We start from the raw sequence: 21,435 nt of genomic DNA on the forward strand, positions 1-21,435 counted from the left end.
CGGCGGGAGGCACCCGCCGTCGTCCGCTTGAGTTTGCGGCAATTACTGTCTGTGGTGTTCGGCAGTGGCCACGCGGGCCTCGCGCGACTCCGTCTTGTTTGCCGGGAGGCCTGCGTATGTCCAGATGCAGGGCCGGCCGGAATCGCTCGGAATGAGCTGGCCCTCGTAGAGCTGAATGCTCGCTCCCGTGGGGCTCCGCCAGACGCCGGTCAGCTCGCAGTGTGTTCCGGTGGCCTGCTGGCGTGGCACCGACAGGTTGATGACGCGGCGGGCCCGTTTCTCGGCCACGGGGAGTCTCCGCTTCACGATGGCTCTCCCGCCGGTTCCCGGTAGGTGCTTTCGGGAACATCAGTGATGAACATGTGCCCCGGAGCGTGGCTGATGGCGAAGGCGGGCCTGGATGCCATCACTGCGCTCTGCGGTGTCACGCCGCAGGCCCAGAAAACCGGCACCTCCCCTGGCCGGATCTCCACCGCATCCCCGAAATCGGGGCGGTTGATGTCGGCAATACCCAGATCCTCCGGTGACCCGACATGGACCGGGCCGCCGTGGACCTTCGGCACTTCCGACGTGACCCTGATGGCGGTTTCAACCAGCTCGGGCAGCATCGGACGCATGGAGACCACCATGGGGCCGTGGATCCGACCGGCCGGAATGCACTCGACGCTCGTGCGGTACATGGGCACGTTGCGGCCGGTTTCGGTGTGCCGCAGCGGGATCCCTTCGCTGGCCAGCGCGGCCTCGAAGGTGAAGCTGCAGCCGATGAGGACGCCCACCATGTCGTCACGCCAAACAGACGCGACGTCGGTGACCTCCTCGGCCAGTTCGCCGTCCACCCACACGCGGTAGGCGGGGATATCGGTGCGGATATCGGAGCCGGGCGCCAGGGCGCTTTCATACTGTCCCGCGGGAATGACGTCGATGACGGGGCAGGCCTTGGGGTTCAGCCGGCAGAATTCGATGAATTCATCGGCGTAGTCGGCCGTCACCGCTATCAGGTTCGCCTGGGTGTAGCCGTCGCTCCAGCCGGAGGTGGGGGTGACCAGGCCGTTACGGAACTTCAGGCGTGCGTCGGCGGGGGCCAGGAGGGCGTGTGGCTGGCTCACTTGGACTCCACAAGTTCAGCCGGCGCCTGCCCGGCCTGCAGGTATTCCTCATCCTCGGCAACGTTGGAGTCGCGGCCCAGGGCCAGGCCCACCAGGGTCAGCAGGCAGGCGACGCTGAGGTAGATGGCCACCGGGACCCAGCTGTCATACGTGCTCAGCAGGAGGGTGAACATAAACGGGGCGATCGCGCCGCCGATGATTCCGGCGAACGTGTAGGCCAGTGAACTGCCGGTGGAGCGGAGCCGCGGCGAGAACTGCTCGACGACGAACGCTGCCTGGGGTCCGTACATAAACGAGTGGCAGAGCAGGCCCAGCACGATGCCCACGATCAGCATGACCGGGGACCGTCCCTCAAGGACGATGAAGAACAGGTAGGCCCAGACGGCGGCGCCAACTGCGGCGATTCCGTAGACCAGGCGGCGGTTGATGCGGTCGGAGATGGCGCCGGCGAGCGGCATGGTGAAGATCTGGAGGGCTGACCCGATCAGGACGGCGACGAGCACCTGGCCGCGGTCGAAGCCGAGCTCCTGGATGCCGTAGGTGAGCGTGAAGACGGTGCACATGGCGTACAGAACGTCCGGGCCGATGCGGCTGAGCATGGCGGCGATGAGGGGCCGGCGCTGGGTGGCCAGCACCTCGCGGATGGGGGCCTTGGGCTTGTCGCCCCGGGCCTCCATGGCCTTGAAGATGGGGGTGTCTTCGAGCTTGAGCCGGATCCAGAGGCCGAAGGCCACCAGCAGTGCGGAGATCAGGAACGCGATGCGCCAGCCGAAGCTCAGGAAGTCTTCTTCGGAGAGGGTCAGCGTGAGGACAGCGAGTGCGCCGTTGGCCATGAGGTTGCCGGCGGGCGGGCCGATCTGTGCGGCAGAGGCCCAGAATCCGCGCTTGTTCGGGTCGCCGAATTCGCTGGAGAGCAGCACCGCGCCGCCCCATTCGCCGCCGACGCCAACGCCCTGGGCGAAGCGGAGGAACACGAGGATGGCGGGGGCGATGACGCCGATGTTGTCATACGTGGGCAACAGGCCGATGAGGAAGGTGGCCACTCCGATCAGCATCAGCGTAATGACCAGGATCTTCTTGCGGCCGATCTCGTCCCCGAGCCGGCCGAAGATGATGCCGCCAACGGGACGGGAAATGTAGCCCACGGCGTAGGTGGAGAAGGCCAGCAGGGTGCCCGTGACCGGGTCCGCGGCCGGGAAGAAGATGAGCGGGAAAACGATCGCAGCCGCGGCGGAGTAGACGGCGAAGTCGTAGAACTCCAGCGCGGTTCCGGTCAGGCTGGCCGCGAATGCCTTGTACATGTCCTTGCGCGCCACCGGGGGCTTTGCGTCAACGGGGGCCATTGCTTGGGGAGTGGCCATGTTAATCCTCCATGAAGAGAGTTGATGTCATCCGAGTGCGGGATGGATGGTGCTGGTGCCTGTTTCTGTCCCCGCCTGCGGCGTTGCAGGGTGGGACATTTGGGCGTTTAGGCGGCTTGCCGTCAGGGTGGCTGCGGAAGTCGGAAAATGCGGCGATCGTTGGATTGTTGAACAATCCTCTTGTTGAACAAGTTACGCGACGCAGATCACACCGTCAAGGGGTTCATGGGATTCAGACGCCGCCGGCAGTTCCGGAGTTGAGGGCGCGGGGCATCGCAGGAGGGGCCGGGCATTGGGCTACTTCGAGGGCACGGGAAAGCGGACGACGGCAGGAGGCTCCCCGCCGTCGTCCGCTTCCGTTTGGTGCCTACTGGCTGAAGGGGACCTTCTCCCAGCTCAGGACATCATCGCTGTCGCTGCTGTTGCCGGCGACGGTGAACCGAACGTAGTTGGTAGCGTTGGCCGATCCGTCCACGGTGATGCGCTGCAGGTCATCCGCGGCGGGCTGGCCGTAGACCTCCAGCCATGGTGAGCCGTCCGCCAGCGGCTGGTTCTCGGCAAAGACGTGGCTGTCGCCGTTTATGAGATAGACCGGGCGGTCAAAGCGGTTGGTCTCTTCAATGATGGCCGCAACGATCTCCCGGAACCCGGAGACCGTTTCCGGGTTGGCAGTGGCCGCGGCGAGCAGCGACGGATCAAACATGTCGGCCTGCGTCATCAGCACTACGGCGCGGTCGTTGCGGCGCTCGGCGTCGGTGAACGTGTCACGTATCTGGCCCAGGACGGCATCCGTCCGGTGCTCAACTTCGGCCAGCTGCTCGGGCGTGGGCGTGGTTTCGCCCAGGCCGCTCCAGGGAAGCAGCGAGTTGTTGCTGCCCTGGACGTTCACCACGGAGAAGGCCACGCGGTTCTGGGTGAAGCGGACATTTTCCGGAAGCCCAAGCTCCAACTGCGTCTTGACCGGCATGGTGGCGCCCAGGGTCTTGCCGGGCTCGTCGAAGAAGACCTCCCGCAGCTTGTCCAGCCGTTCCAGCGGGTTGTAGGCGCCGTTGTTGGTGCGGTGGCAGTCCACCCACTCGTTGTCGCCCGGGGTGAAGACCAGCGGGTGCTCGAAGGTGTCGAACTGGGAGCGGATGTTGGCGAAGTACTCGTCTGAGCACACCGAGGAGCCGTTCTTGATGTCGCCCACATGGGTGACGAACTTCAGTGCACTGTCGGCGTTGATGTCCTGGATGCGGGACGGGAACTTGGCGATTTCGGCGTCGCCGTAGGGGATGTCGCCGATGACGCCAAAGGTGAAAGCCTGGCTGTCAGAGGTGTTATTGGCTGCGATGGCGGGCTGGGACGCAAGGAGGCCGAGCGCCAGGACGGCCGCCGCCGCCGTCGTCGTTTTCACGGTCTTTGAAGGCATGGTGGTGTTCCTGTGTCTGCTGGGTGGGGCGGCTTTAGAGCGTGCGGGCGGCGAGGAACTGTTCCAATGCCTCAAGGTCGTCGGTGTTGATGTGGTCCACGCCGGCGTCGAAGAGTTCGTTCCAGACAGCTTCGCGTGCGGAGCCGGGCTGGTCAGGGGTGGCCCAGAAGCGGACCCGGTAGCCCTTGGCGTGGGCGTCAGTCACGTATGCCTGGAGCTTGGTGCGTTCGGCCTCGGGCATGGGGCCCACACCCTGCCAGGTGAAGAGTTTGGTCCAGTTGTCGCTGATCAGCGGCATCAGCCCGGCAGGCATACCGGAGGTGAGGTTAGCGGAGCGTCCGTCATAGAAGCCGAACCGCTTTTCCTGCGCCTGCATGGTGGCCAAGGGGCGGTTTCCGCTGATGACGGCGGTGACGGGCCCGGTGTTGGTGGTGCCGTTGCTGTAGCGGCTCATGATGTCCCGGTGCTCGGCCAGTTCCTGCTCGATGGCGGCGTAGGTGGCCTCGCCTTCACTCTTGATGTCGATCAGGAGCTGCAGGCTGCCGTCCCAGTGGGGGTAAACGCTGTGGCCCTGGTTCCGGACCAGCTCGTCCAGGGGATCGAGGTAGAGGCTCTCGAGAGTTACTCCGGGCTTGGCATCCTCAACGTCGTGGGCCACCAGAAGTTCGCCGTCCACCAGCCACACGTCGGCCTCAACGCTGGTGAACCCATGCTCCAGCGCATCGAACAGGGGACGATCGTGCTCATAGTCGTTGTGGGCATGGGCTGCGGCCAGCGGCTGTCCGAGGACCACGGACGACGGCGCGTTGGCGGGATTCGCAGCCGGCGGGGCGGCGATTCCGGTCAGGGAAGCTAGGACGGCGAGGGCGGCAAGGGTGCTTTTCACGAACACGGAGTACTCCTACGCATACAGGGGATTCTCCGCCCGGCCGGTTGGGGGGCCGGGCAAAAGAGGGCGTGAAAAGACTGCCGGTCGCGGAAAAACGGCGAAGGACCTCCCGGTTGCCGGACGGTGAACTGGAAGGGACCAATGCCCGTGCCGTGCCAGCACGGCCAGCCTGCGTTACGGCGCCCCCAGGTAAACGCTGACGGTGGTCCCGCCGCTGGGGCTGGGAGAGATTTCCAGCCGTCCCCTGTGCGCGGCAGCGATCCTGGCACACGTGGCCAGGCCCAGCCCCGTGCCGGCAGGGTCGCCTTCCCGGTGCAGGCGGACGAGCGGTTCAACCACCCGGCGCCGGTCCCCCGCGCCGATCCCCTTGCCGTTGTCCTCCACCCGCACCAGGACGCCGGCTCCGGAGTCCTGCCCGGTGACGCTGATGACCGGGGGAACGTCCTGGCGGCGGTAGGCCACCGCGTTCTGGATCAGGTTCTGCAGCGCTACCCGCATCTGGCTTTCGTCAGCGTCGAAAACAAAGTCCTCGCATTGCACCACGGCACCGGCTTCCCGCAGGCCCAGGCTGAGGTCATCGGCGACCTCCTTCACCAGGGCAGCCAGCGACAGCCGGGACCTGGACAGCGAACCGCCGATGGACGCGAACGCAAGCAGTTCCTCCACCATGGACAGCATCCTCCGCGCACTGCTGCCCACGATTTCCAGATACTCTGCAGCCTCCTCCGTCTGGCCCCTTGCGGCGTCCGTGGCACCCAGCTCGACGTAACCCAGGATGGAGGTCAGCGGATTGCGGAGGTCATGGCTGACCCGGCCGGTGAATTCAGCAAGCCGTTCATTGCTGCCCTTGGCTTCATCGAGGGCGTCGGCCAGGGCACCGTGGAGTGCCGTGACCCGCCGGGCAGCCAGCAGGCGGGTGTGCAGGACGAAGGGGTCCAACGGCTTGGTCACGTAGTCGTCCGCCCCGGCCCGCATGCCTTCCAGCACGTCCTCTTGGGCGCCGTGCGAGGTCAGCAGTACAACGTACGTATAGGAGCTTGTCTCGGCGGCCCGGATCGCCCGGCACAGGTCAAACCCGTCGAGCCCGGGCATCATCAGGTCGCTAACCACCACCTGGGGACGCCGCTCCAGGTAAAGCTGCCACGCCGTGTCACCGTCCGCGGCCACAATGCATTTATGCCCGAATTTCTCGACGGCGGCCTTCGCCACGAGCAGGGACCCTTCGTCGTCGTCGACAACCAGCACCGTCATGGCGGCCCCGGAGTTGCCCAGCAGTCCGGAAATCTTCGCGACGTCCACGTCCGGGCGGCCCAGCCCGCCCGGCGCACTCCACTTCGAATCAACAGTCATGAGGCCCCCAGGCCATTTATCGTCACGAAGCCAGCCCACAATAGGTCCGCTGGACCTAATCGTCCCACGGACCACGCTGGCAGGGATCGAACCACCAGCCGCCGTCGGACGCGAGGATGGCGCTCCAATTCCAGGGCGCCCGCACGGACCAGCAGGCATAAGCTAGATGCAGAACGTCTCTTCCAACGCCGGGAGGTCATCGTGGACACTGAAACCGCCGATGTTATCGATCATGATGTCACCACCATCATCTGCGTGTGCGGCAACACCGTCAGCAAGGACGGGTTGATTCAGGCGAACTCAGAAGGCGTCCCGGTCTTCATCGGAGAGACCAGCCCGGTCCCAGCGGAGCTGGCGGAATGGCCGGCGGATGGGGAGCTCTACACGCTGTGTCCGTCATGCGGCCGCGTGTACCGTGACTCGGTCATCGAGGAGACGGGGACCGCACCCGTTGCTTTCCGGGTCGACGTCAGCGCCGGCCCAATGGCCGAGGCCATCCGGGTCCACTGGAACCTCAGCACGTAGGCCAGGCCGCGTCCTCAGAGGCCAGAACCTGGCAGAGCGGCAGACCTTCCGAACCTTTCATTGGACGGGGAGGGGCCGCATGATAGGCGCATGACTGAAATCGCATCAGCCGACGAATCCGCTGTTGCCAAGGCTCAGCGCGAGCTCGAAGCGGCCGGCGTCCGCACCGTGATCGGCACGGTGGTGAATGCTTCGGGCATCACGCTGGCCAAGAGCGTTCCGTTAGCCCGGCTCAAGGCCTTCCACCAATCCGGGATGGGCGCTGCCCCCGTCTGGCATGTTTTCACCATCGACGGCGGGATAGCGTTCACGGACAGCATCACCCCCGTTGGCGATATGCGCCTCAAGATCGATATTGGGGGACTCCGTGTCCTGCAGGCTGGCCGGGCATGGGCACCGGGCAGCCTTTTTGAACAGGACGGGGCCGCGTCTCCGGCCTGTGCCCGCGGCCTTCTGGCCGGCGTCCACGGCAGCCTCGACGAGGCCGGATACCAGGCACTCGTGGGCCACGAACTGGAATTCTTCCTCGTCGCCCCGGACGGTTCAGCACTGGAAACCACACCCTGGGTTCCGTACGGGGCAACCGGCCTCCTGGACCGGTCGGAATTCCTCGATGATCTGCTGTCGGTGCTGAACCATGCCGGCATTCCGATGGAACAGATCCACGCCGAGTACGGCAGGAACCAGTTCGAGTTTTCGCTTCCCCCTGCTTCGCCGGTTCAGGCAGCGGACACCGTGGTCGTTGCCAAGATCATCGTTGGCATCGTCGCCCGGGCCCACGGCATGCAGGCCTCGTTCTCCCCGCTGCCCTTTCCCGGCACCGTTGGAAACGGAGCCCACCAGCACTTTTCGTTCCACAAGAACGGCCTGCCGCTGTTCTCCGGCGGCAGCGGACCGCACGGCATCTGCCCCGAGGGAGGCGCGGCCATTGGCGGAATCATCGCAGGACTGCCCGATATCCAGGGTTTCCTCACGGGATCAATCTTGTCCGGAAGCCGGTTGGCACCCGGCACGTGGTCGGGCGCCTACTTATGCTGGGGCCTGGAAAACCGGGAGGCCTCAGTGCGTTTTCTGAACGAGGGCAACAGCAATCCGCACGGAGCCAACGTCGAGGTGAAAATCGTCGACCCGTCGGCAAACGTGTATCTGGCCTCCGCAGCCATCCTCGCGCTCGCCCTTGACGGCATCCGTACCGGACGCAGGCTTCCGGCAGAGATCCCGGGTGACCCCGGACGGCTTTCGGAAGACGAGCGGCACCGGGCCAACGTCCGGCTGCTCCCAAACTTCCCCACCGCCATCATCGACACGCTGGACACGTCACGCCTTGCACGCGGGCTTCTCGGAGACGCGATCGTCGACGCCACGGTGGCCGTCCGGCGCTACGAACAGCGAATCGCGGCGGACCTCTCGCCGGAGGAGCTTGCTGAACGCTTTCGGCTTGCCTGGTCGATCTGATGGCGGGCGGTTCTTTCCCGGACTTCGTCGAACAAGTCAGGCTGATTGATCACCACGTGCATGGCGCGTTCCACGCTGACGGTGATGAGGCACGCTTTCAGAACTCGCTCAACGAGGGAAACACCGAACCACTGGCCAAGCCCGAGGACACCTATGACACCCAAATCGGGCTCGCCATCCGGCGCTGGTGCAGCGGCATTCTGGATTTGCCGCGGCACGCTTCACCAGCGGACTACTGGAGCCGGCGCTCCGAGCTTGGAGAACTCGAGGTGTGCCGCCGCATGACCCGCGCTGCCGGCGTGAGCGACTGGCTGATCGATACAGGACTGGATGCCGCTGGCTACCTCGGCACGGCGGGCATGGCCGACGTCTCCGCTGGGCGGACCCATGAGATCGTTCGGCTGGAACGGCTCGCCGAGTCTGTGATCCGGGAGATCGCCAATCCGGCAGATTACGTCGACGAGTTCGGCAAGCGGCTTCACGAGCTCACCCGCAGCGCCGTGGGCGTCAAAACAGTTCTCGCCTACCGCGCAGGATTCGACCAGGATCTCAGCCGGCCGGCTCCGGCTGCGGTTGTTGAAGCGGCCCGCCGCTGGCAGGAGAACGCGCACGCCGGCAGCAACGCGAAGCTCACCGATGTGACGCTCATTGCCCACGGGATCCACACGGCGGTGTCGATGAAGCTTCCGCTGCAATTCCATGTGGGATTCGGTGACCGCGACCTGGACCTCCACAAAACCAATCCCCTGTACCTCCTGGATTTTCTGCGGTCCCCCGAAGTCCGGGACACACCCATCATGCTGCTCCACTGCTATCCGTTCGAGCGCGAGGCCGGCTATTTGGCCCACGCCTTTGAGAACGTCTACCTCGATGTGGGCCTTGCCGTGAACTTCACCGGGTCACGGAGCCGGGATCTGGTGGCCCGCTCATTTGAACTGGCTCCCTTCACGAAAATCCTGTACTCCTCCGACGCGTTGGGCCCGGCCGAACTTCACTACCTCGGCGCGAGACTGTGGCGCAACGCAATCACCAAGGTAGTGGGCGGATGGATCGACGACGACGACTGTTCCGAGGCAGACGCCCGCAAGATCGTGCAACTCGTCGCACACGACAACGCCCGCCGCGTGTACGCACTCCCCTGAGCGCCGGCACGAGATCCGAGCAAGCAGAACGGACATCATGCTGAACCTGGCGCAGCGGACGACGGCGGGACCTCCCGCCGTCGTCCGCTTGAGTCAGTGCCGCACAGCTTGTGACTCTCTGCCGTCAGCACTTCACCGTGGCGCTGCTGTGGATCGCTGAATCCGCTGCCCGCCCGTCGCGCAGGCTGGCCTGGCACTCTGCCGCGCGTGCGGCGACGTCGCCATGAACGGCAAAAGTAATTGCCTCGACAACAGCGATTTGGCCGGTTGTGTCAGGGACACCGGGAAATTGCACCTGCGGCGCCTCAACTGCGGCCACCGGCGACTCTTGCGTGGACCGCATGCGAAGAATCGCGATGGCGGAAATAAGGCACCAGGCAACGTTCGTGACCACTGAGGGCCACGCTTCGTGGACCGCACCATTAATGATGAAGGCACATGCACCGATGAGGTTGGCCACCTGGAAGTGCTTGCCGGCCTTCACCCAACCCATGGAGACAGACAGGTATGCCGACAGGATCAGAACTGCCCCTGACCAGCCTGCAATTTCCCACATCAGTTCCATGATGTCCTTTCAGAGGTGATGCCCGTCGTCTCCCGCAGGCCCGTCGTTTTAACAGCAATTATGAGTAAGACCCACCTTTAGAGCAATTGCATTCCACTGAAGACATGGTTTAGAACTACTTAACATGGACATCGATCCGCGCAGGCTGCGCGTGCTTCTTGCTGTTGCCCGCACGGGCGGGGTGCTGGCTGCGGCTGACGAACTGGGAATCAGCCCCTCGGCCGTCTCACAGCAGCTCACCAAATTGGAAGACGAAACCGGGCATGCCTTGGTGGTTCGCACGCCCAAAGGCTCAGTTTTGACACCCGCCGGCCTGGCAGTGGCGGAAGCCGGCGAGGAGATTGAACGTGCTCTCAGCGTTGCCCGCGCCCGGATCGAAGGCGGGGCCACGGTGGCTGGCGTCGTGCGCGTGGGCGGATTCACCAGCTTTGTCAGGACGGTGGTGATCCCGCGCCTGCCCGAGTGGCGCACGCAGTACCCGCAATTGCAGATCCGGATCGTCGAGGATGACTTTCCGGACCTGATGCGGCTGCTCCGCCAGCGCCAGCTCGACGCCGTCGTGGTGGAGCTCGATTCGACCACGGCCGAGCAGCGTTCGCTCTCCGCCGGAATGACTGAGGAGCCCTTGCTGGACGAGCCGTGGAAGCTGGTGGTCCCTTCCGGTGCCCTGCTCACCACCGAGAACATCGACCTGGCCCGGCTGCCCCTGCCGTGGCTCGGCGTCGACCCAACAGCCGCCAACGCTGCGGTGCTCGGCCGGCTCCGTCAGTCAACGGGCGCCCAGATGGAGAGTGCGCACCAGTACCAGGAAACACTGACCGCACTCGCACTCGTCGCCGCCGGCGAAGGAATTGCGATCGTGCCCACCCTGGCACTAAGCGGCATCGCCCACGACGGAGTGGACGTCCTGGACGTCCCCGGACTCGGAACCCGTCGCATCGTTCTGCGACGGTTCGATCGGCGGCGGTCACCCAGCACGCCGGTGGACACCGTCGCACGCCTGCTGCGGGAATCGGCTGCGGCGTTCGACACACGGTCAACACCCTGAACCACCGCGGGGCGGAAACTCAGAGAGCGGACGACGGCGGGAGGTCCCGCCGTCGTCCGCTCCTAGTTTGGTCCGGCAAAAGTCAGTTCTTGACGACCTCCAGCTCGATCACAGCCCAGGACAGCGCCGGTAGCGTCAACCGGAGTTCGGAGCCGGTCGCCTTCGCGCCTTCCAGCGGCTTGAGCCCCACCTGGTCCTGACGGCTTTGGGTGTTGGTAGTGAAACGGTCCCCGCCCTCCGGAATTTCCAGGACCTCGGCACGGACCACCCGGCGGGCGTCGAACCCGCGCAGGGCCACCTCGACGTCGGCAGCTTCCTCCAGGCCGCGGTTCGCGAAGAACAGTGCCACGCGCCCCGTTTCCTCGTTCCACGTTGCGCTGACGTCCACCAGGTCCGTGCCGCCGAAGCGGGCATTCTCGTACTTGTCCGAGTCCACGGACAGCCGCAGGATCTGGCCCTTGGCCAGCTCCGCCATGCGGGCGAACGGGTGGAAGATGGTCTGCTTCCACGCCGGCCCGTTCTCCTCCGAGAGGATCGGTGCAATGACGTTGACCAGCTGCGCCTGGTTGGCGATCTTGACGCGGTCGCCGTGGCGGAGCAGCGAGTTCAGCAGGGTTCCCACCACCACGGCGTCCGTGACGTTGTACTTGTCCTCGATGACCCGGGGGTGCTCGCGCCAGCCCGCCTTGGCGACGTTGTGCGGCTGGTCCTCGGTGTCCAGGCCGCGCTGGTACCAGACGTTCCACTCGTCGAAGGACAGGTTGATGTGCTTTTTGTGTTTGCCCTTGGCACGCACGGCGTCGGCTGTGGCGATCACGGACTCGATGAAGTAGTCGGTGTCCACTGCGCTGGCGAGGAAGCTGCCGACGTCGCCCTCGTTTTCCTGGTAGTAGGCGTGGAGGGAGACGTAGTCCACCTCGTCATAGGTGTGCGTCAGGACCGTCTGCTCCCAGTCGCCGAACGTCGGCATGTTGGAGCTGGAACTTCCGCAGGCCACCAGTTCGATGTCCGGGTCCACGAAGCGCATGGCCTTGGCGGCTTCCTGGGCGAGGCGGCCGTATTCCTCGGCGGTTTTATGGCCGATCTGCCACGGCCCGTCCATCTCGTTGCCCAGGCACCAGAGCTTGATGTCGAACGGATCCTTGTGGCCGTTCTTGGCGCGGAGGTCGGACCAGTAGGTGCCGCCGGGGTGGTTGGCGTATTCCACGATCTCGCGGGCCGCGTCCACTCCCCTGGTGCCCAGGTTGATGGCTTCCATGATTTCCGTGCCGGCCTGGCGGGACCAGTCCACGAATTCGTGCAGGCCGAACGCGTTGGTCTCCACGGTGTGCCAGGCGCCGTCCAGCCGGCGGGGACGGTTTTCCCGCGGGCCGATGCCGTCTTCCCAGTTGTAGCCGGAGACGAAGTTGCCGCCGGGGTACCGGATGACGGTGGCGCCGAGCTCCTTGACGAGCTTGAGCACGTCCTGGCGGAAGCCGTTCTCGTCAGCCTCCGGGTGGCCCGGCTCGTAGATGCCGGTGTAGACGCAGCGGCCCATGTGCTCCACGAAGGAGCCGAACAGGCGGCGGGGGACTTCGCCGATGGTGAAGTCGCGGTCGAGGGTGATCCGTGCGCGGGACATGTGCGGTATCTCCTTGGTTGTGGTTCAGGTCTTTTGGTGAGTGGTCAGCAAGGTGCCGGATCAGGTTCCGGCGAGTCCCGTCGTCGCGACGCCCTTGATGATCTGGCGCTGGAAGAACAGGAAGACGAGGATCAGGGGCAGTGCGGCGAGGAGCGCGGAGGCCATGTTCTGCGCGTACTGGATGCCGTACGCGCTCTTGATGGTCTGCAGCCCCACCGGGAGGGTGAGGAGCGCGCCGTCGTTCGTGGCGATGAACGGCCACAGGAAGTTGTTCCAGGCGCCGATGAACACAAAGATCGCGACGGCGGCCAGGATGGGCCGGGACAGCGGCAGGATGATCTGGGTGAAGATCCGCAGCCGGCTGGCCCCGTCCATCACCGCGGCTTCTTCAAGTTCGCGGGGAATCTGGTCGAAGAACTTCTTGAGCACAAACACCATGGCCGGGTGGATGACCTGCGGCAGGATGATGGCCCATGAGGTGTCGATCAGGTGCAGCGCCAGCATTTGGTAGAAGAGCGGGATGATGAGGACCGGCGGCGGGATGATGATCGAGGCAATGATCACCGTCATGAGCACCTTCTTGCCCTTGAAGTCGATCCGGGACAGGGCGTAGGCCACCAGCGCCGAGATCACCAGCGTGATGGCCGTGATGGCCGCCGAGGTGTAGAACGAGTTCCAGGTCCAGAGCGGGATGTTGCCGTCCTGGAACACCTTGACGAACGCTTCAGCGGTAAAGCCCGACGGCGGCATCCAGCTGACCTTCGGAGCTGCGGCATCCGTCTCGGTCTTGAAAGCCGTGGCCGTGGCCCAGGCGAACGGAACCAGCCACAGCACGGCGATGAACGCCGCAACAACGAGCGCGGCGATCTTGCCCGCGGTCATCTTCTTGCGCGGGCGGCGGAGCCCTTCGCTGGTGCTGGTGCGTGGGGTGGGACGGGTGAGGGTAGGGGTTGCCATGGTTATGCCCTCCTGCGGCGGGTGACGGCGAACTGCATGACCGAAATGAGCACGATCAGTCCGAAGAATATGTAGGAGATGGCTGCGGAGTACCCCAGCCGGTAGCCGGTGAAGCCGGTTTCAAAGATGTACTGCACCACCGGGCGGGTTGATCCTCCGGGCCCGCCGGCGGTCATCTGGTACACCTGATCGAAGATCTTCATGGACGCGAGGATCTGGAGGAGCACGATCATCACCGTGGTGGGGGTCAGTTGCGGCAGGGTGATCGAGAAGAACTGCCGCCAGGCTCCGGCGCCGTCCAGGGACGCTGCCTCGTAGTGCTGTGCGGGGATGGTCTGCATCGCGGCCATGTACAGCAGGAAATTGAACCCCACGGTCCACCACAGCGTGGCGATGACGATCGCCCACATGGCCACGTTGGGATCGTTGAGCCAGGCGACTTTGGGGATGCCCAGCTTGGACAGCGAGTCATTGATCAGGCCCAGCTGCGGGTTGTACATCCAGGTGAAGAACAGCGAGACCACGGTGGAGGCCAGCAGGTACGGGGCAAAATAGGAAAGCCGCCACAGCCACTGGGCAGGCAGCCCCACGTTCAGCAGGGCCGCCATCACCAGGGCCACGAGGACCAGCGGGACGGTGCTGATGACGGTGAAGTAGAGCGTGTTTCCCAGGGAGCGCCACATGTCGGCGTCGGCCAGTGCCTCGGCGTAGTTCGCGAAGCCGATCAGGCTGTCATTGGCTCCGGTCAGGGACTTGCCGGTGAGGCTCATATAGATGCCGTAGAGAATGGGCCACACCAGGAAGACCAGGAAGAAGACCAGGAACGGGGTGGCGAATCCCCAGCCGCTCAGGTTGCTCCTGGTCCGGCTCTGTGAGGGGCGGCGCGGTGGTTGGGGTGGGGTTGCTGTGGCGATGTCCGGCTGGCCGGTGCTGCGCCGGGACGCTAGTGAAGAACTCATGAAGGACTCCTTTGTCGCTCGGTGCGGTTAGACCGGGTTGGGCCGGGAAAGAAGGGTGTTGGTGCGGCGCTCAAAGGCGTCCCAGCCTGCGGCCGCCTTGTCGCGGCCCAGGAGAACGTTCTGGACGTTCTCCGCAAAGTAGGTCTGCCAGTCCGAGCCCGAGCCGCTGAACCAGGCTTCGGGATCGTAGGCGATGATGTCCGCTGCGTTGGCGTAGTGGATCTGCGGCGTGAGGTCGCGGTAGGCATGCGACTGGACCACGGGCTGGTAGGCCGGAATGTGGCCGGCTTCCGCCCAGGAGATTGATCCCTTGAGGACATCGCTTACGAACTTGTAGACGTCCCGCCGTTTCGCTTCATCCACATTCAGCTGCCGCGGCAGGACGAACGAGTGCGAGTCTGCGTAGGCTGCCGGCGTTCCGTAGAGCGTGGGAAGGGTGGCGGCGTCCACCGGAAGTCCGGCTTTCTTGAGCGTGGGCAGTTCCCACACCCCGCTGAACAGCATTCCCGAGCCGCCGCGGGCGAACTCCGCGATGCCCGTGCTGATGTCGCCGGCCTTGGCGGCGATGGTGTCATCAAAGAGCGAGGCCATGAATTCCAGGGACTCAATCGCGGCGTCGCGGTCCACTTTCATCGGCTGGCCCGGGATGAGTTCAATGTCCGCGCCATGCTGCTTGTAGAGCGTGTAGAACAAGCGCCACATCTGGGAGCCGCTGCCGAGGTAACCGAAGGACAAACCATGGGCCTGGGTGACCTTCTGCATCTCCCTGGCCATGGCCATGAACTCCTGCGGAGACGTTACCTCCTGCAGTTGTCCGTTGCTGCCCAGGACGCCGGCCTTGCCGGCGATGTCCGTGTTGTAGAACATAACGAACGGGTGCGAATCCAGGGCGATGGAGAATAACTTGCCGTTCTGCTGGCTCTTCTCCCAGATGCGCGGGGCAAAGTTGTCCCCAGTCACGCCGTGCTCGGCCAGCAGGTCCAGGTCCCAGGGGTCGATGAGCCCGCCGGGGGCGTATCCGGGCACCCGACTGGCATGCATGATGGCCACTTCCGGTGGCCGCCCGCCAGCCGATGCCATGGCCAGCTTGGTGTAGTACGGCGGGCCCCAGGCCAGGACCGTGGGTTGGACCTTGACGCCGGGGTTGGCCTGGTTGGCTCTGTTGATCATGGCCTGCATCTTGATGCCGTCACCGCCGGACAGCAGGTGCCAGAACCCGATGTCCCGCGGGCCAGAGGCTTGGGCGTTTCCGCCGCAGCCCGTCAGGCCGCCTGCTACCAGGACGCTGCCTAAAGCTGCCGTCCCTGTCAATAACTGCCGTCGGGACACTTGCTTCCCGAAAAATTCAAACTGCTTCACCCGTCACTCCTTTGGATGGGTCCGCGGAAAGGTCACTTCTTGTAGCTCAAAACTCCGGTTCCGGCGCGTCCCCGTCCCCGGCCGATGCCTTCAGGGGTGACGCACGCCTCACATTACATCGATGTAATAGACAGGGCAAGAGAAAATTGTTAGCGCCAACAATCTGGTGGGCGGCTCTCGTTTCAGGTGCGAGTGCTGTCCCGCTCCACGATGGAGTAGTCCACGGAAACCACGCGCTGCTCGTGGCCCCTGTCCGCCATCCGCTCCGTGAGCAGGCGCAGGGCTTCGCTGGCGATGGCACGCTTGTCGAAGGAGACCGTGGTCAGCGACGGAACCGCGTAGCGGCCGTCGGCGATGTCGTCAAAGCCCGCCACCGCAATGTCCTCCGGGATGCGCAGGCCCCTCTTCCACAGCACACTCAGGGCGCCGATGGCCATGGAATCCGTGAAGCAGAACAGCGCCTGAGGCAGCGGATGGGATTCCAGGTAGGCAGTGAGCGCATCGGCAGCAGTCTGTGGCGTCCACTTCTCGCAGGGAATCAGCAGTGACTCGTCCCGTTCGATGCCAAGGATCTCCAACGCCTCTTCATAACCCTGGGTTCGCTGGATCGCCGCAGCCGATCCCCTGCCTTGGGTGGTTCCCAGCACGGCGATCCGTCGGCGCCCGGGCTGCGCCAGGGCGAGCGTCATGTCACGGGCGGCAGCGAAGCTGTCCACAAAGACACGGTCGGCGAGCTTCTGCGGAACCTCGCCGAGAAGGACCACGGGCGGCAGGGCGACGCCCACCTGGACGGCGCTCTCATCCAGCACCACAGGGTTGAGGATCAGCCCGTCGATCAGGTTGGAGCGGGCGCGCACCATGAGTTCATGCTCGCGCTGGGGATCGGAGCCGGTTTCCTCGATCTGCACGATCCAGCCCTGCTCGTGCGCCACTTCCACAATATGGTGGGCAATTTCTGCGGAGTACGGCGTGCCAAGATCGGGCAGGGCCAGCGCAATGACGCCGGACCTCCCGTTGCGCAGTCCGCGGGCGGAGAGGTTGGGCACGTAGTCCAGCTCGAGAATGGCCTGCTCCACCTTGGTCCTGGTGGCTCCGCTGACCGGAATGATGCCGTTCATGACGTTCGAGACAGTCTTGGGTGAAACGCCGGCACGACGCGCGACGTCCTTGACTGTTGCGCGCACTGCTCCCCTTTCAAAGCCTGTTGGGCCAAAGCCGGCGGCTAATGAATGCCGCTGCGGATGACCTGCTGATGATGTTACCGCCCGCCTCGGCGGGACGTGGCCGAAGCGTCTTGACAGGGCAATTGTTAGCGCTCACAGTTGGGGGAACGAAACGTACCTTCACCCGAGAGCCGAGCACATGAAGAACTGGGCAGGAAACCTCAACTACTCATCAGCGGACGTCGTACGCCCGGAATCGGTGGCTGAGCTCGCCCAGGTGGTGGCGCGTTCCAGCCGGGTGAAGGCCTTGGGATCGCGGCACTCCTTCAACCGCATTGGGGATACCGACGGCGTGCACGTGCTGCTGGATGCCCTGCCGCAGCACATCGAACTGGACGCGGACCGGCAGAGCGTCCGCGTCAGCGGCGGGGTGAGCTACGGTGCCCTGTGCCGTACGCTGCAGCAGTCCGGCCTGGCCATCCACAATCTGGCGTCGCTCCCCCACATTTCCGTGGCAGGGGCAGTCCAGACGGGCACCCATGGATCCGGTGTGAACAACCCCTCCCTGGCCGGAGCGGTGGAGGGCATTGATCTGGTCCGGCCCTCCGGCGAGCAGGTCTCGCTGTCCCGCGCGGACGGCGAGGAGTTCCTTGGCAGCGTGGTGGGCCTCGGCGCCCTGGGCATCGTCACCGGCCTCCAGCTTGCCGTCCGGCCGAGCTTCAGCATGCGCCAGCGTGTGTTGGAAAACCTGCCATGGGAACGGGCGCTGGCGGACTTCACGCAGCTGGTGTCCAGCGCCAACAGCGTCAGTCTTTTCACCGATTACACGGGCGATAGCATCAGCCAGGTCTGGCTCAAGGCGCTGGACTCGGAGCCTCCCCTCGGTGAACTGTTCGGTGCCACGGCAGCCACCGGCCCGAGGCACCCGCTGCCGGGGATGTCGGCCGAGAACTGCACAGCCCAGATGGATGAGCCTGGGCCATGGCTGGACCGGCTGCCGCACTTCCGCCACGAGTTCACGCCCAGCAATGGTGAGGAGCTGCAAAGCGAATTCATCCTGCCGCTGGAGCAGGCACCAGCGGCGATCCAGGCAGTGCGGAGCCTGGCGGACAAACTTGCGCCCCTGCTGTTTGTCTCCGAAATCCGGACCGGCGCCGCGGACGAGTTCTGGCTCAGCCCCTTCTACCGGCAACAGAGCGTTGCGCTGCACTTCACCTGGAAGCCGCTGCAGCCGCAGGTGGAAGCCGTTCTTCCGCAGCTCGAAGACCTGCTGCGGCCGTACGGGGCCAGGCCACACTGGGGCAAGCTTTTCACGCCCGACGGTCACGACTGGGAATCCCTCTACCCCCGCCTAGCGGACTTCCGTTCGCTGGCATCGGCGCACGATCCGGACGGAAAATTCCGCAACGGGCTGCTGGACAGCATTCTCGGCGTCCCAGCGGTGAGCTCACGGTAGGAGCTTTTAGCCGTAAATCGTCGCCTCATCGTTGGTCGCCCCCAGTCGCTCACTGATTTCGTCGTGGAGGCTGGATCCGTTGAAGGAGGAGAGGTTCTGCAGGAACTCCTGCGCGGTGACAAGTTTTCCCGGATGGCGGCCCAGGTGAGAGCAACAGGTCCTGGGCCCCCTCCCCAATGGGCACCGGGCCCACTACCAGCAAAGGGATAGGGAGGGCCTCGTATAGTGATCAGGTGCATCCTCCGATCGAGACCCAAACTGAATTCCGCGCCTCCGGGCCCCTGTTCAAGCTGGAGGGCGGCCGAGGAACGGCCTGGAGAGTCGGCGACGTGACGCTGAAGCCTCTTGATGTGCTTCCCGAAGAGTTGCTCTGGTTGGACGAAGTTGCGCGCGAACACAGCGTCGGCGGTGAGCTGCGCCTGAGCCTTCCGATCCGAAGCCGGTCAGGCAAGCTGATTGTCGACGGCTGGACGGCATTCCCCTACCTCACCGGCGAACACCAGCCGGGAAGATGGACGGAATTGGCAAAAATCGCCCGTGAGTTCAGTGCGATTTTCGCTGAGGTACGGCGCCCTGACTTTGTCGATAAGCGGACTCACGCCTGGGCCAAAGCTGACCGTTTTGCCTGGCGAGAATATGATGGTTCGCCGATCACGGCTCCCTACATCGCTGACCTCGTGAGCGCACGGCGGCCGGTGTTCGATCCCCCTTGCATCGTTCACGGCGATCTCACCGGAAACGTCTTGTTCGACCCCGTTCTTCCACCCGCCGTCATCGATTTGACCGTCGACTGGCGTCCCCTGAACTATTCAATTGCCGTGATCGCCATTGACGCCGTCTGCTTCGAGGGTGCGCCGCTGTCACTTCTCGAAACGATCAGCGCGGCGCGGGACTTTCCGCAGTACCTGATCCGCGCCTTGCTGTTCCGGCTCGCGGTCGACGGCCTGAATGGCCGGTCGGCGTCTGATTACGGCGCCTACCAGAGCGCCGTTGGCCGTGTGCTTGAACTCGCCGGGGGTAGGAGTCCGGCTGATCGATGACCCTAGACAGCCGGGCTGTCGGTCCATCCGGTGAGCCCACGAAGGTCAGCAGCAATGTCCTGGACGCTGCGGTTGTCCGTGGGGCATCGATGGACCCATTGTGGCGTGAGGAGCTCCAGTTCCCTGGCTGCTGCATTGCTCCGGTCAAGATGTTCCTGAAGGTCGCCGTCATCGGCGTTGACCGAAACACACTCACCCAGTCTGCTCCGAACCCACCCGGTGCCACAGGAATGCACGCAACGGAACCGCAAACTTTTCCACCCCCACAGCGGAGCGAAGCCCCTCAGGAACTAGCCAGCCAAAGGCTTTCCGGCGGTCATTGGTGATCTTTGTGCTGCTCGGGCTAGGCAGCGTTGCTCGTCTTGGCGCCTGCCGAGCTCGGCAAAACTAGCTGCCGCCTCCCGAAACAGGGCGATGGCTTGATCATCGTGACCCTCTGCGCGGCGCAGGACGGCTCGTGCTTCCCAGAGGGCGGCGTGCCATGGTCCGCCAGGCCACATGCCTGCGAGCTGCTCGGCGTTGGCGAGCCGGCGGCGGGCGGCGTCCAGCTTCCCTGCCAGTGCGTAATGCGTCGCTGCGGCGACTTGATAACCCATCGAGCACGGCGGACAGACGCTCCTCCCAGCCAGAGCGGCGTCGGCTCGCTCAATGATGCGGACCGCTTGCGCCGGAGAGCTGGCTGCCTCAGCGAGCACCCCGTATAGGCGAACAACGAGGTGCGGCTCAAGCCACGTGGAAGCGGCGGCAGCCAGTGCGCGGCTGGCTGCCCGAGCGGCCTCCTCGGGCCGATCCTGCGCGAGGTCAACCTCAGCCAGTCGTTGCAGTGTCACGATCTCGCCGGCCGGTGCCCCGGCCCGCCGGTGCAGCTCGAGTGCGGACTGGAGCAGACTGCGCGCGTCGCCGAGCTCACCGGAGAACAGTGCCGCCTCCCCCAGCAACAGGTCAGCGATGGCCTGGCCACGTACCGAGCCTGCTAGTTCGGCGATCGTGCGCAGACGTGCTACTCGCCGCGCAAGGTTCCGGTGCCCGTCCGGCCCGCTCAGGCAGAACTCGGCGAGGCACAACTGTGCGTCAAGAATGTAGCCGGAGCGCGCGGAGTCGTGTTGTGTGAACTCCACGAACTCGGCCTCGAACACCTCGGGCCAACGGTCCTGCATGTTCGCCGCGATCGCCAGCACTGCGCTGGCCTCGCCGATCTCTCGGCCCAAGTCTGCTTCCATGGCCAGCTCGCGTGCACGCCGGGCGTATGACATGGCTTCGATGAGGTCGCCACTGTTGAGGGCGATGAGTGCTCGCGCCAACGTGGCCCGCGTGCGATTCTCCGCGCGTCGGCTGTCCTCGGCGATAGCCTCCTCGTAGACCGCGACCGTCGCCGCCCCTGGGCCGACGCCCAAGTCGGCACGCAACCGCCGACGGAGTCGCTCGAACTGGCGGATCGCGCCCTGGCGATCGCCGGCGTCGAGCGCGCGAACCATGATCGCGCGGTGGGCTTCCTCGTCCGTTGGCTCGGCCTTGACCACGTCGTCCCACCGAGCCGCCGCCTTGAGCAAACGCAGGTACAGCGTTCGCAGCCGGTCGCGGGGGTCCTCGGCCCACACGGCGAATCGATCATCAGGAAGCAGGTCGCCTCGATACAGGGCGAGCGCCTCGGCCACCCCTGCCGATGAGGCGAGCGCGGCGCGCCCGTCCGCTTCGAACCGCTCCGCGTCAATGGAAACGTCGGCGCCTGGCAGCAGCACCAGCAGGTCGCCGTGCGCCTTAACGGCGTCTGGCGAGCCGAGGGCGGCGCGCGCGAAATACATTGCCTTGCGCAGGTTCGAAGAGGCAGCCTGCGCGCTGAGATCGGGCCAGAGCAGATCGGCGACGGCGTCCCTGTGCAGCCGGTGCCCTTCCGCGAGGGCCAGGATCTTAACGAGCCCCGCCGCCTTGGTCCGCTTCCACGCGTCGGCCGGAACCGGCCGGCCGTCAATTACGACACCGAACGCGCCCAGCATAAGGACGGCGCACTTCTCCACGCCCTCAGCGTAG

At 65.0% G+C, this 21,435-nt stretch carries 19 protein-coding genes; 6 read left to right on the forward strand and 13 right to left on the reverse strand.

Features of this window, described 5'->3' with window-relative positions; genetic code table 11:
• Window positions 1–42: 42 nt before the first annotated feature.
• The 6 genes from NIBR502772_RS21805 to NIBR502772_RS21830 all read right to left on the reverse strand — a co-directional run bounded on the left by NIBR502772_RS21805 (window position 43) and on the right by NIBR502772_RS21830 (window position 6,117).
• Window positions 43–288 carry a hypothetical protein gene (locus NIBR502772_RS21805; protein ID WP_141141785.1) on the reverse strand — a complete coding sequence of 82 codons (246 nt, stop codon included), beginning with the start codon at window positions 286–288 and terminating at the stop codon, window positions 43–45.
• Between the two features lie 14 nt (window positions 289–302).
• Window positions 303–1,106 carry a putative hydro-lyase gene (locus NIBR502772_RS21810; RefSeq protein ID WP_210412342.1) on the reverse strand — a complete coding sequence of 268 codons (804 nt, stop codon included), beginning with the start codon at window positions 1,104–1,106 and terminating at the stop codon, window positions 303–305.
• Window positions 1,103–2,467 carry an MFS transporter gene (locus tag NIBR502772_RS21815; protein WP_141141786.1) on the reverse strand — a complete coding sequence of 455 codons (1,365 nt, stop codon included), beginning with the start codon at window positions 2,465–2,467 and terminating at the stop codon, window positions 1,103–1,105. Before NIBR502772_RS21815 ends, NIBR502772_RS21810 begins: the two co-directional genes overlap by 4 nt.
• A 367-nt stretch (window positions 2,468–2,834) precedes the next feature.
• Window positions 2,835–3,878, reverse strand: coding sequence for a metallophosphoesterase (locus NIBR502772_RS21820; protein ID WP_141141787.1), 1,044 nt, complete (start codon window positions 3,876–3,878; stop codon window positions 2,835–2,837).
• 34 nt (window positions 3,879–3,912) lie between these two features.
• The gene (locus NIBR502772_RS21825) at window positions 3,913–4,770 is read right to left on the reverse strand and encodes a phosphatidylinositol-specific phospholipase C/glycerophosphodiester phosphodiesterase family protein (RefSeq protein WP_141141788.1); all 858 of its coding nucleotides are present in this window, start codon (window positions 4,768–4,770) and stop codon (window positions 3,913–3,915) included.
• 171 nt (window positions 4,771–4,941) lie between these two features.
• Window positions 4,942–6,117: a response regulator gene (locus NIBR502772_RS21830; RefSeq protein WP_371706737.1), complete on the reverse strand. Its 1,176-nt coding sequence runs from the start codon at window positions 6,115–6,117 to the stop codon at window positions 4,942–4,944.
• A 201-nt stretch (window positions 6,118–6,318) separates the two neighbouring features.
• On the opposite strand from NIBR502772_RS21830, the gene NIBR502772_RS21835 reads away from it, so the two are divergent.
• The 3 genes from NIBR502772_RS21835 (at window position 6,319) to NIBR502772_RS21845 (ending at window position 9,239) form a co-directional block, all read left to right on the forward strand.
• Window positions 6,319–6,642, forward strand: a complete 324-nt coding sequence (locus NIBR502772_RS21835; protein WP_141141789.1) for a hypothetical protein — start codon at window positions 6,319–6,321, stop codon at window positions 6,640–6,642.
• 90 nt (window positions 6,643–6,732) lie between these two features.
• Window positions 6,733–8,097, forward strand: coding sequence for a glutamine synthetase family protein (locus NIBR502772_RS21840; protein WP_141141790.1), 1,365 nt, complete (start codon window positions 6,733–6,735; stop codon window positions 8,095–8,097).
• On the forward strand, window positions 8,097–9,239 hold the full coding sequence (locus tag NIBR502772_RS21845) for an amidohydrolase family protein (protein WP_141141791.1): 1,143 nt from the start codon (window positions 8,097–8,099) through the stop codon (window positions 9,237–9,239). The genes NIBR502772_RS21840 and NIBR502772_RS21845 overlap by 1 nt, the downstream gene beginning before the upstream one ends.
• Window positions 9,240–9,363: 124 nt before the next feature.
• Here the strand turns inward: NIBR502772_RS21845 and NIBR502772_RS21850 are convergent, their stop codons facing one another.
• On the reverse strand, window positions 9,364–9,804 hold the full coding sequence (locus NIBR502772_RS21850) for a hypothetical protein (RefSeq protein ID WP_141141792.1): 441 nt from the start codon (window positions 9,802–9,804) through the stop codon (window positions 9,364–9,366).
• 124 nt (window positions 9,805–9,928) lie between these two features.
• Here NIBR502772_RS21850 and NIBR502772_RS21855 point away from each other — a divergent pair, with 124 nt between their 5' ends.
• Complete coding sequence (locus tag NIBR502772_RS21855) at window positions 9,929–10,852, forward strand: LysR family transcriptional regulator (RefSeq protein ID WP_141141793.1); 924 nt, start codon at window positions 9,929–9,931, stop codon at window positions 10,850–10,852.
• A gap of 82 nt (window positions 10,853–10,934) precedes the next feature.
• Here NIBR502772_RS21855 and NIBR502772_RS21860 read toward each other — a convergent pair whose 3' ends face one another.
• From NIBR502772_RS21860 to NIBR502772_RS21880, 5 genes are all read right to left on the reverse strand, one after another.
• A complete protein-coding gene (locus tag NIBR502772_RS21860) occupies window positions 10,935–12,473 on the reverse strand; it encodes an alpha-N-arabinofuranosidase (RefSeq protein WP_141141794.1) in 1,539 nt (512 codons plus the stop codon).
• A 60-nt stretch (window positions 12,474–12,533) separates the two neighbouring features.
• Window positions 12,534–13,430, reverse strand: coding sequence for a carbohydrate ABC transporter permease (locus tag NIBR502772_RS21865; RefSeq protein ID WP_141141795.1), 897 nt, complete (start codon window positions 13,428–13,430; stop codon window positions 12,534–12,536).
• Between the two features lie 2 nt (window positions 13,431–13,432).
• On the reverse strand, window positions 13,433–14,389 hold the full coding sequence (locus tag NIBR502772_RS21870) for a carbohydrate ABC transporter permease (protein WP_141141796.1): 957 nt from the start codon (window positions 14,387–14,389) through the stop codon (window positions 13,433–13,435).
• A 27-nt stretch (window positions 14,390–14,416) separates the two neighbouring features.
• Window positions 14,417–15,748: an extracellular solute-binding protein gene (locus tag NIBR502772_RS21875; protein WP_141141797.1), complete on the reverse strand. Its 1,332-nt coding sequence runs from the start codon at window positions 15,746–15,748 to the stop codon at window positions 14,417–14,419.
• 182 nt (window positions 15,749–15,930) lie between these two features.
• Window positions 15,931–16,932: a LacI family DNA-binding transcriptional regulator gene (locus NIBR502772_RS21880; protein ID WP_141141798.1), complete on the reverse strand. Its 1,002-nt coding sequence runs from the start codon at window positions 16,930–16,932 to the stop codon at window positions 15,931–15,933.
• A gap of 178 nt (window positions 16,933–17,110) precedes the next feature.
• Between NIBR502772_RS21880 and NIBR502772_RS21885 the strand changes: the two genes are divergently transcribed.
• Window positions 17,111–18,367 (forward strand): D-arabinono-1,4-lactone oxidase, encoded by a 1,257-nt coding sequence (locus tag NIBR502772_RS21885; RefSeq protein ID WP_141141799.1) that lies wholly within the window; start codon window positions 17,111–17,113, stop codon window positions 18,365–18,367.
• 233 nt (window positions 18,368–18,600) lie between these two features.
• Window positions 18,601–19,407, forward strand: a complete 807-nt coding sequence (locus tag NIBR502772_RS21890) for an aminoglycoside phosphotransferase (protein WP_141141800.1) — start codon at window positions 18,601–18,603, stop codon at window positions 19,405–19,407.
• 290 nt (window positions 19,408–19,697) lie between these two features.
• On the opposite strand, the gene NIBR502772_RS21895 is transcribed toward NIBR502772_RS21890, so the two are convergent.
• Window positions 19,698–21,422, reverse strand: coding sequence for a BTAD domain-containing putative transcriptional regulator (locus tag NIBR502772_RS21895; protein ID WP_210412343.1), 1,725 nt, complete (start codon window positions 21,420–21,422; stop codon window positions 19,698–19,700).
• Between the last annotated feature and the right edge of the window lie 13 nt (window positions 21,423–21,435).

Origin of the sequence: Pseudarthrobacter sp. NIBRBAC000502772, assembly GCF_006517235.1 — a bacterium.
Lineage (GTDB): Bacteria > Actinomycetota > Actinomycetes > Actinomycetales > Micrococcaceae > Arthrobacter.